The sequence below is a fragment of the Pseudomonas sp. B21-054 genome (assembly GCF_026016345.1).
Lineage (GTDB): Bacteria > Pseudomonadota > Gammaproteobacteria > Pseudomonadales > Pseudomonadaceae > Aquipseudomonas.
This window is the reverse complement of the sequence record NZ_CP087204.1, coordinates 5438813-5448966: the sequence shown is the minus strand read 5'-3', so window position 1 is coordinate 5448966 and position 10154 is coordinate 5438813. Positions and strand designations below refer to the sequence as shown.

The following is a 10154-nucleotide window of genomic DNA, read 5'->3' as shown; positions in this document are numbered from 1 at the left end:
GTAACCAATGCCTTTCTCAATGAACAAGGCGTAATCACCTACAAATTCCCCGCCTTCTTCCACCCCAAATACAACGTCACCAGCTCGGCCCCCAACTCCCCGGGCCGGGCTTGCAGTACCGCCACGCCATGGGCGCTCAGGCGCTCATGCAGTTCGGCCCGGGCGTTCAGATAATCCACTGTTCCACAGTAGCTCAGGGCTTCGGGCAAAGTTTGCACCGGCGTCTGGCGTAAGCGGTCGAGGGCCTCTTCCCGCAGGCTCGCCACCAACACCCGATGCTGCTGGCCGAGCCGTTTGACGGCGGTGAGCAGTTCTTCGTCGTCCTCATCCCGAAGATTGGTCACCAGCACCACCAGGGCCCGGCGTTTTTGCCGGGTCAGCAGTTGGTTGACGGCGGCCTGGTAGTCGGCGGGGCGTTGGCTGCTGTCGAGGTCGTACACGGTGTTGAGCAGCACGTTGAGCTGGTTGGTGCCTTTGACCGGGGCGAGATAGCGTGGCCGCTCGCTGGCGAAGGTGCTCAGGCCCACGGCATCGCCCTGGCGCAGGGCGGTGTAGCTGAGCAGCAGGCAGGCGTTGAGGGCGTGATCGAAATGCGACAGCTCGCCGTCCTGGCTGCGCATGCGCCGACCGCAATCGAGCATGAAGATGATCTGCTGGTCGCGCTCGTCCTCGTATTCACGGGCAATCGGCATGCGGTGGCGGGCCGTGGCCTTCCAGTCGATCTGGCGCAGGCTGTCGCCCTCGCGAAATTCGCGCAGTTGATGGAATTCCTGCCCCTGGCCGCGCCGTTGGCGCTGGCGGATGCCGAGCTGGCTGAGCCAGTTGTCCACAGCCAGCAGTTGACCTTCGTAGAGCCGGGCGAAATCCGGGTAGACGCGGATGTCTTCGAGCGCGTCCATCAGGCGTTTTTGAGCCCACAGGCCCAACGGGCTCGGCAGGTTGACTTCGCAGTGTTCGAAGGTGAAGTGGCCGCGCTTGAGCGGGCGCAGGCGGTAGCCGACCTGACTGTGTTGGCCGGGTTGAAGCTCCACCGTCAGGGGCAGGTTTTCGAAGTCCAGGCCATCGGGGACATGATCGAAGAGCCCGACCTCCAGCGGCTGCTCGAAGTCATGGCTGATCTCCAGACGGACCTCGCCCCAACGACCCAGGGCCAGGCTTGCCGGCATCTGCCGTTGCACCCGGGGCGAAGGCAAGCGGCTGAGGCGCACGGCGTCGAGCAGCGCCAGGGCCAGCAACGCCAGCAGCAAGCCCCAGTTGATGGACAACAGGGTCGATGGAACCGCCACGCCCAGCGCCCGCAATACGCCCAGGACGATGCCGAGGACCAGCAGTACCGCGAGCCAGATCAGGAGCAGGCGCGAGGGTTTCATGGCTGCATTCCCATTGGAAGAAATGCAGAGCGCACTTTTGTGGCGAGGGGATTTATCCCCGTTGGCCGCGCAGCGGCCCCTAGCGGTGTGTCAGACAGAACCAGGGGGCCGCTTCGCAGCCCAGCGGGGATAAATCCCCTCGCCACAGAAGGTATCCTCGGCATGTTGGTATTATTCACAACCGCGGCGCCGGCACTTGATCGAGCAACTGCCCCAGCACCTGATCCACCGAGAGTCCTTCGATGTCCAGCTCCGGCGCCAGCCGCACGCGATGGCGCAGCACGGCCAGGGCGCAGCCCTTGATGTCGTCCGGCACCACGAACTCGCCACCGCGCAACAACGCCCGCGCTCGGGCGCAACGCACCAGGGCAATCGAGGCGCGCGGCCCGGCGCCGAGGGTCAACCCTGGCCAACTGCGGGTGGTGCGGGCCAGGCGCACGGCGTAGTCGAGCACCTGGTCGTCCATCGGTAGATCGCTGGCGATGCGTTGCAGGGCCTGCACGTCCTTGGCCTGCAACACCGTGCGCAACGGCTGTACATCAAGCATGTCGGCCCGGGTCGAGCGGCTGACCTGACGCACCATGTTCAATTCCTGGTCGGCGTCGGGGTAGTCCATGCGCACCTTGAGCATAAAGCGGTCGAGCTCGGCTTCCGGCAGCGGGTAGGTGCCTTCCTGTTCGATGGGGTTCTGGGTGGCGAGCACCATGAACGGTTGGGCGATGGGCAGGGCGCGGCCCTCGAGGGTGACCTGGCGCTCCTGCATGGCCTCGAGCAGCGCGGCCTGGGTCTTGGCCGGTGCGCGATTGATCTCGTCGGCCAGCAGCAGGTTGGTGAACACCGGGCCCTTGCGCAGCTTGAATTGCTCGGTCTGCAGGTCGTACACCGCGTGCCCGGTGACGTCGCTGGGCATCAGGTCGGGGGTGAACTGGATGCGCGCGAACTCGCCGCCGAAACAGCGGGCCAGGGCGCGCACCAGCAAGGTCTTGCCCAACCCGGGAACCCCTTCGAGCAGGACGTGACCGCCGGCGATCAGCGCCGTGAGCACATCGTCGATCACCGCACCCTGGCCGACCACGGCTTTGCGCAGTTCGGTGCGAATGGCCTGGGCCAATTGACTGGCGCGCTGGCGCTGTTGGGCGGCGTGGGTCTGGCCGTCGGCAGGTTCGTTCTGTTCAGTCATGGGGTCTGGCGTTCTCCTAACGGTTAAATCCTATTACTGCGAGATAAATTAATACCACGGTGCATACCGACCTCTTGAATATCAAGCGGCTGACGACCGAGTCACCGGTACAACTCAGCCCATTTGAAAATGCAGGTTCGCAAAGATCAAACCGGCGAAGCGGGCGGGCAAACCCGCTTCCACCGTGCGGGACCTGGGGGTACTGCTGACCACTATCCCCGCTTCGATCAAGCGGCTCAGCTCTTCCGTTGCAAGACGATCCTTCAACCCTGTGAACACCTTGAACTCCGCACGCGGCATCGCACCTTGGGTGAGAAGCGCCAGCACGGCCGCTGCACTGGTGGGCCTGATGCCGGCACGGCGAAGGTCGGGATCCGTTGAGAACACATGGACAACCTGCTCGCGCAGCTTGGCTGGGTTTAGCGCGTTCGTCATGTACTCGATCTGGTCGTGGCAGACGTCGAGCATGAACTCGATGAAGTTGAAGTAGTGGCGCTGTGAGAGTTGGCCGCGCCCGTCATAGTCACCTTCACGAGGGCGATCAGCCAACGCCAGGAAGCGATAGTACTCATCCTGCCTGCGTGCCAGGCCACGAGACAGTGACCAGAGGAAAGGTTTTAGCCCCAGGTGAACAAGTTGCAGGTGGGTGAGCATCCGAACCACTCGACCATTGCCATCGAGGAAGGGGTGAACAAGCGCCACTCGGTGATGGCCTGCCAGGGCCGCGATCAATTGGCGCCGTGGATCCTTGATTCGTCCGTAGTGCAACTGCAGATGCTCAAGCATGGGCAAGACCGCCGCAGCCGCTGGAGCGATATGCGCGTCGACCTGGACCTGTTCATTCGCTTCGGCCCGCAGTCTGCCCGGCTCCATCATGCGACCATCGCCCAGAGTCAGCTCCTCCGTAGACGCGTCCTTGAACAGTCGACGATGGAGGGCAGCGATCAACGTGGGGTCGAACATGGCAGAGAAGCTGTCCGCTGGCCGCATGCGAAGCAGCCGCTCCATCACCTCCTGCTGGGTCATGTGTTGCACGGCGAGTTCTTTGAGTGCCTTTCTTTCCCGTTTCGGTATCGTGCGAGCAGCCTGGAGGTCAGCGATCTCGGTTCGATGCCCTTCGATCAGATTCGAGTAGTAGGTATTGGTGATGCGCAGCAGGCCCGCCAGTTGCTTCGATGTCTCATCGGCGAGCCGTCCGGCAAGAAATTCTGCCTTGCGCGGCAACTGATCCGCAGCCTGAATGATCGAGTCGGGCAGATTTTCTGGCAGTACTGGGTCAAGGTACGTTTTCGAGGTAATCATCGTTTGATTCCGGCGCACATAAACGGTTATTTATTCGGTGATTCCTGCGGAAATTTATGCGGAAAGTAAAATGGGCTATAACACCCGTTATTGCTAGGTTTGGTAGTACCTTACGATAGATGAGTTCGAGAGTTTTTGCGGATTTATCTGCGGAAAACTCATAAGGCATTCCTGAGGGTTTGCAAATGGGCGACCTGGCGGCAGAACTCAGCGCTGGACATCCGCTGTTTCGGCCGGGGGCTCAAGGCCTGGCTGATGGCCCGCGTGGGCTGGCGGGTCAGGCGGGCGAGCACCTGCCATTGTTCGGCGACGGCCAGTTGTTCGAAACCGGGATGAAGATGGCGGGCCCGGCGCAGCACGTCCTGTTGCAAGGTCTGTAACAGCTGCTGCTGGCCGGTGTGGCGCAGGTGAAAACCGGCGCTGGCCTGCAAGTGCTCCTCCAACTGACGCCGTGCCTTGGGCGCCGGTTGTTGCAGCGGGCCATGGCGTACCGCCGAGCGCCAGAGCCACAGGGCAACCAGGGCCAGCAGCGCCACCAGGGCCTGGGGGAAATAGCGCAACAGCAGGGTCAGCAGGTCGTCGTGATCGGTGTCGAACAGCAGCGTGACGTCCGTATCGGCGCTCAAATACCAGAGCAGCCAGGCGTTGTCGTACTGGTCGATGTGCTCGTTCTTCCACAGCTCGGCGTCGGTGATGACCGTGATCGTGCCCAAGCCGAGGGTCAGTTGCATCATATGGGTCGCCAGGGCGCTGTTGGCCCAGGCCTGGGCGAGGTTCTGCGGGTCTTCGAGGTGGAAGTCGGTGTCGAAGCCGATATACGCGGGCGCCTCTTCGTCTTCCAGGTACAACTTGGTCAGTTCGGGGTAAGGATCCTTGATGAGCTCGGGGGCCGGCTCCTTGAGGTCTTCGCTCATGAGTTGGCGCAGGTGTACGCGGTCCAGCAGCAAGTCGCCGCTGCTACCGGTGCTGTTGTCCCACAAGGCCTCGGCGACAAACAACAAGCGTCCACCGGCCCGGGTCCAGTTCATCAACTGGTCGACTTCCCGTGGCGTCATGTGGGTGCGTTCACCCAGCAACAGCAGGCTGCGCTGGCGAGGCTCCAAGGTGGGAAGCACGCTCAGGTTATTGGCGTGCTCGACGTTGATGCCCTGCTGGCGCAAGAAGTGTTCGGCGGCCAGGTAAGGGTTGGCCTGGGCTTCGGGGGAGGGGCCGTGATCGACGGTTTCCTGGTAGGGCACGGCCTTCACGTAGAGATAAATGCCCAACGCACCCACCAACGCGACCAGCAGTGCACCGGTCAGCAACCCGGCGTGCCGGCTCATCGAGACGCTCCCGGACCGAACAGCCCGCGCCAGCCGTCACACAGTTCCTGCTGCAGATGAGGCGGCGGTGCGCGGTGCCCATAGGCAATGTTCTGCCAGTGCCGGGTCAGGCTTTCGCTGAAGCCCAGCAGGTTGGCCTGTTGAAGTTGTTCGACGCGTTGCAACACCTGGCCTTCGGTGTCGGCCGGCTTCAACGGGACCTTGAAGTCATGGTGCAAGCGACTGAGCAGGGCCCGGTAGAGCAGCCCCAGGGCCTCGCGGGGATTGTCGGCCCATAGCTGCTCGACGCTGGCGGCGACATCGACCGGCAGGCTTTCTTGGCGGATATCCAGGCCGAACATCTGGGCCGGTGCCGGGCGTTCGACGGGCGTCCGCTTCATCGGCCGTCGATTGGCCAGGGCCTTGAGCCGTTCCCGATAGCGCCAGGCCAGCCAGACGATCGCGCCCACCAGGCAGGCCCACAGGGCGATCTGGATCAGCGCGGCGATGACGTCGAAGCGTTGGCTGCCCATCCATTTGAACATTGCCTTGAACCAGTCCGGGGCTTCGCTGTTTTCGGGGGCCTCGCTGGTTTCTTCGCCGAAACGATAGCGGGTGACCGTTTCCGGGTTCTTGAACGGCGGGGCGTCGAGGATCGCCTTGATGCTGTCCCGGGCCGCTTCGCTGGTGACGGGTTGATTGAGCAGCCGCGGGCTGTCGGGGGCGCTGCTGTCTTCGGCGGCCCAGGCCGGAGGCGCCAGGGGCAGCAGCATCAGTGCCAGCAGTATCAGCACCGGGGCTGCACTGCTCAGGCGCTGGCGCAGGCGACGGAACGCCAGTTCGATGTCCCAGCCCTCGAGGATCGTACGGCGGTTCAGGTAGAGGCTGAAGCCGCAGGCGACATAGATCGGCTCCCAGACGATCAGCACGAGAGGATACAAAAAGTTCACTAGGTGTTCGAACCACAACCAGCCGTATTCCGTAGTGTCGAGCAGTGTCTGCCAGTCCCATTCCAGTTCGACCTGTTGCGGCACAAACAGATAGAACAGGGCCATCAGGCCGAACCACAAGGCGGTTTCCAGGTGCACGCCGATGATGGTCAGCCATTGCGCCACGCCGCCGTTGCGCTGCAGCAGGACCCGCAAGCGCTGCTCCCGCGCGTCGCCGGTGAGCCCTTCAAGTTGCACCACGGGCATCAGGAAGCTGCGGTTCAGGCTCAGTCGTCGCCAGGTCAGGCTGGCGAACAATTGGGGCTTGAGCAGCGCGGGCCACTGGCGCAAGGCCTGCTTCAACGTAGGCGTTTCGCCAAACAGCGCCTTGGAAAGAATGTACAGCGGCAGCCGGTCAAAGGCCGGTTTCAACCACCAGAACACCAGCACGACCAGGGACGGCGAATCCCACAGCAACAGGGTCAGCAGCGCATACACCGGCAGCGTGACGATGGCCCAACTGGTCATCAGCAACCGTCGATGCTGCTGGCTCATCAGCACACCGAGGTCCATGGCTTCCCAGGTGGTGCGCGGGCGGATGACTACGGTGGCGTCACTCAGGCGCATGGCGGACCCGTCCGGCAAACAGCAGGTAACTGAGTACCAGCAGCCACAACAATGCGCCGACCGTGTACTTGGTGGCCGACGACACGGCACTGGACGACCAGTAAGCCTCGATGAACGCGGCGATGAGCAGGAACAGCATCACCCCGCCGATCATCAGCACGCTTTTGCCCGCGGCAAGCCGCAAGGCCTCGCCCCGGGTCAGGCGCCCCGGCGCGATCAAGGCCCAGCCCAGTTGCAGGCCAGCGGCGCCGGCCAGGGTGATGGCGGTGAGTTCGAAAGCGCCGTGGCCGATCACGAACGACCAGAACGTGCCGCCCGAACCGATCTGGGTCAGGTGGCCGGCCACCGCGCCAATGGTCAGGCCGTTGAAAAACAGGAAGAACGCGCTGCCCAGGCCAAACATCAAGCCACTGGCGAAGGTCTGAAAGGCAATGCCGATGTTGTGCATGATGTAGTAGCCGAACATCGCCCAATCCTCACTGGAAGCCCGCTCGATCGAGCGCCCCAAGTGCCCGGCGACCGGGTCGTACATGCCGCGGATCTGGCTGACTTCCTCGGCGCTCAGCAAGCTGTAGACCAACTCGGGAAACAGATAGACCAACAGCCCGATGCCCGCCAGGCTGCCCAGGAACATCACGCTGGCGACCAGCACGAAGCGCCATTGTTCGCGGACCAGCCGAGGAAACCCGGCGAGGATAAAGCTCGAGAGACTGGCCGATGGCCGGCTGCGATCCCGGTAGAGTTGCTGGTGGCCCCGCAGCGCCAATTGTTGCAGCGTGTCGATCAGCAAGCTGCTGTAGCCGCGCGCCTGGGCCAGTGCCAGATGATGACAAAGCCGCCGATAGGCCGGCGGGAAATCGCGGCTCTGGGGGGCGTTGCGGCTGCGCTCCAATTGATCGAGCAGGCCCGACAAATGTGCCCATTCTTCTTGATGGCGACTTTCGAACAGGCTTTGCTTCATGTCGGCCCCAACAGGCCGCGGGCAATGCCGTTGAGTTCGGCCACGGCGCGGGGCGCCGGCACGGTCAAGGGCGCGGCCAGGATGCTCGCCAGTTCGTTGACCCGCGCAGGCGACAGTTCGGCCTGGCGCTCGGCGAAACTCAGCACGGCGCGTTGCTCGTTCAGGCTCAGGGCAAACGGTGGGCGTAATGGTTGTACCAATGGCAGGGTGGGGCGTTTGACCGGTTGTTCGCGATACACCACCAGCGTGCCGGCCGCCAGATCGCCCAGGCGTTTGAAGGTCGGATGTTGCAGGCAACTGATTGCCCCGAAGGCATAGGCGAAGGGCAGCATGTCGACGAAGCGCAACAGGTTGCGGATGAGTGAGGCGGACCAGCCGATGGGGCGACCGTCGTCCTGCACCACGCGCAGTCCCATGATCTGCTTGCCGGGAGAGCGTCCCTGGTTCAGCACCTCGAACAGCACCATGTACCACCAGCTGATAATGAACAGCAGGATGGAACCCAGGCCGATGCCCAGTTCACCGAAAAACGCCAGGATGAGAAAGAGCAGCCCCAAGACCAGCCCGCGTATGCCCAGGTCGATGGCGAAGGCCAATGAACGGGGCACCAACCCCGCCGGACGCAATGGCAGGTCGATGCCTTCGGGTGTTTCGACCTGATAGCGCGTGTCCAGGGGCGCCGGCAGCGTCGCGTTCCTTTGCAGTGCTGGTGTGTCGAGCATGGGCAACCTGAGTGATGGGCCGGATCGATCGTTCAATGTCGGCGATGCTAGCAGCCTTCGCGCGGGCAAACGATATGTCGATGCCAGTCATTTCATTTCATGGGTCGCAACGTGACTGGGGGTGTGAACACGATCTGGGCCATCCAGCAGGTCCCCTGTGGGAGCGAGCTTGCTCGCGATGGCGGCTGCACAGCCAGCATCACCGCAGGCTGACCCACCGCTATCGCGAGCAAGCTCGCTCCCACATTGGATGTTTCAAAAGTTACAGGACCGCTGGCCTGGGGTGGGTTCGAGCGCCTAGACTTCGCCAGTCTTCAGTTCAGGAACAGCCCGTGACTTCCATCTTCTGGTACGACTACGAAACCACCGGCATCAACCCGCGTTGCGACCGGCCCTTGCAAGTGGCGGGTATCCGTACCGATTTCGAGCTCAATGAAATCGACGCGCCGGTGAACCTGTATTGCCAGCCCAGCGATGACATCCTGCCCCATCCGGCGGCCTGTGCGATCACCGGCATCACTCCGGCGTGCCTGGCCGAAAAAGGCTTGAGCGAAGCCGATTTCATGACCCGCGTTCATGGACAATTGGCCGCTCCCGGGACGTGTGGCGCCGGTTACAACACCCTGCGCTTCGACGATGAAATGACCCGCTACAGCCTTTATCGGAATTTTTTCGACCCCTATGCGCGGGAATGGCAGGGTGGTAACAGTCGCTGGGACCTGATCGACCTGGTGCGCGCCGCCTATGCGCTGCGCCCGCAAGGCATCGTCTGGCCGCAGGAGGACGGCCGCGTCACCCTCAAGCTCGAACGCCTGACCGCCGCCAATGGCATCGATCACGGCCAGGCGCACGATGCGTTGTCGGATGTTCGCGCGACCATCGCTCTGGCCCGCCTGATTCGCCAGCAGCAGCCCCGGCTCTACGACTGGCTGTTCCAGTTGCGCAGCAAACAGAAGGTGATGGACCAGATCCGCCTGTTGCAGCCGATGGTGCACATTTCCGGGCGTTTCTCGGCGGCGCGCAGTTACATCGGCGTCGTCTTGCCGCTGGCCTGGCACCCGAAAAACCGCAACGCCCTGATTGTCTGCGACCTGCACCTGGATCCCCAGGGCTTGCTGGACCACGATGCCGAGGTGTTGCGTCAGCGTTTGTACACGCGTCGCGAAGAGCTGCTCGAAGGTGAATTGCCCGTGCCGCTCAAGCTCATTCATATCAACAAGTGTCCGGTGGTTGCGCCGTTGTCGGTGCTGCGCGCCGAGGATCAACAGCGGCTGCAACTGGACATGGACGGTTATCAGCAGCGGGCATTGCGACTAACTGAAGCACAGGAAGTTTGGCAGGATAAACTTCAGGCTATTTATGGCCGCGAGGATTTCACCGCCAGTGAGGATCCCGAACAACAGTTATACGCGGGCTTCATCGGCGACCGTGATCGTCGTTTATGTGAACAAGTCCGCCTGGCGGACCCGGCTCAATTGGCGCATGAACGCTGGCCTTTTGATGATGAGCGCTTGCCGGAATTATTGTTTCGATATCGCGCACGCAACTTTCCAGACACGCTGAGTCCGGAAGAGCAAGGGCGCTGGAGAATTTTCTGTCAACAACGTCTGTCGTCCCCGGAATGGGGAGCGCCTAATACCTTGAAAAGTTTTGATGAGGCGATGGGAGAATGGATGGCCCTTTCTACGCCATTGCAGCAAGAGGTACTCATGGAATGGCAGGGCTACAGCCAGCAATTGCGTAAACGGTTAAGCCTTTGAGC

The 10154-nt window shown here is 62.5% G+C and carries 8 protein-coding genes; 1 reads left to right on the top strand and 7 read right to left on the bottom strand.

Going from position 1 to position 10154, the window contains the following annotated elements:
- Nucleotides 1-38: 38 nt before the first annotated feature.
- From LOY70_RS23715 to LOY70_RS23685, 7 genes are all read right to left on the bottom strand, one after another.
- On the bottom strand, nt 39-1370 hold the full coding sequence (locus LOY70_RS23715) for a DUF58 domain-containing protein (protein WP_265029507.1): 1332 nt from the start codon (nt 1368-1370) through the stop codon (nt 39-41).
- Between the two features lie 175 nt (nt 1371-1545).
- Nucleotides 1546-2550, bottom strand: coding sequence for an AAA family ATPase (locus LOY70_RS23710; protein WP_265029506.1), 1005 nt, complete (start codon nt 2548-2550; stop codon nt 1546-1548).
- Nucleotides 2551-2664: 114 nt separating this feature from the next.
- On the bottom strand, nt 2665-3852 hold the full coding sequence (locus LOY70_RS23705) for a Fic family protein (protein ID WP_265029505.1): 1188 nt from the start codon (nt 3850-3852) through the stop codon (nt 2665-2667).
- A 158-nt stretch (nt 3853-4010) separates the two neighbouring features.
- The gene (locus tag LOY70_RS23700; protein WP_265029504.1) at nt 4011-5174 is read right to left on the bottom strand and encodes a DUF4350 domain-containing protein; all 1164 of its coding nucleotides are present in this window, start codon (nt 5172-5174) and stop codon (nt 4011-4013) included.
- A complete protein-coding gene (locus LOY70_RS23695) occupies nt 5171-6709 on the bottom strand; it encodes a DUF4129 domain-containing protein (protein WP_265029503.1) in 1539 nt (512 codons plus the stop codon). Before LOY70_RS23695 ends, LOY70_RS23700 begins: the two co-directional genes overlap by 4 nt.
- Entirely contained in the window at nt 6696-7670 is a 975-nt protein-coding gene (locus LOY70_RS23690) for a stage II sporulation protein M (protein WP_265029502.1), read from the bottom strand. Before LOY70_RS23690 ends, LOY70_RS23695 begins: the two co-directional genes overlap by 14 nt.
- A complete protein-coding gene (locus tag LOY70_RS23685; RefSeq protein WP_265029501.1) occupies nt 7667-8392 on the bottom strand; it encodes an RDD family protein in 726 nt (241 codons plus the stop codon). The genes LOY70_RS23690 and LOY70_RS23685 overlap by 4 nt, the downstream gene beginning before the upstream one ends.
- 332 nt (nt 8393-8724) lie before the next feature.
- Here LOY70_RS23685 and sbcB point away from each other — a divergent pair, with 332 nt between their 5' ends.
- Nucleotides 8725-10152 (top strand): exodeoxyribonuclease I, encoded by a 1428-nt coding sequence (sbcB, locus tag LOY70_RS23680; protein WP_265029500.1) that lies wholly within the window; start codon nt 8725-8727, stop codon nt 10150-10152.
- Nucleotides 10153-10154 lie beyond the last annotated feature (2 nt).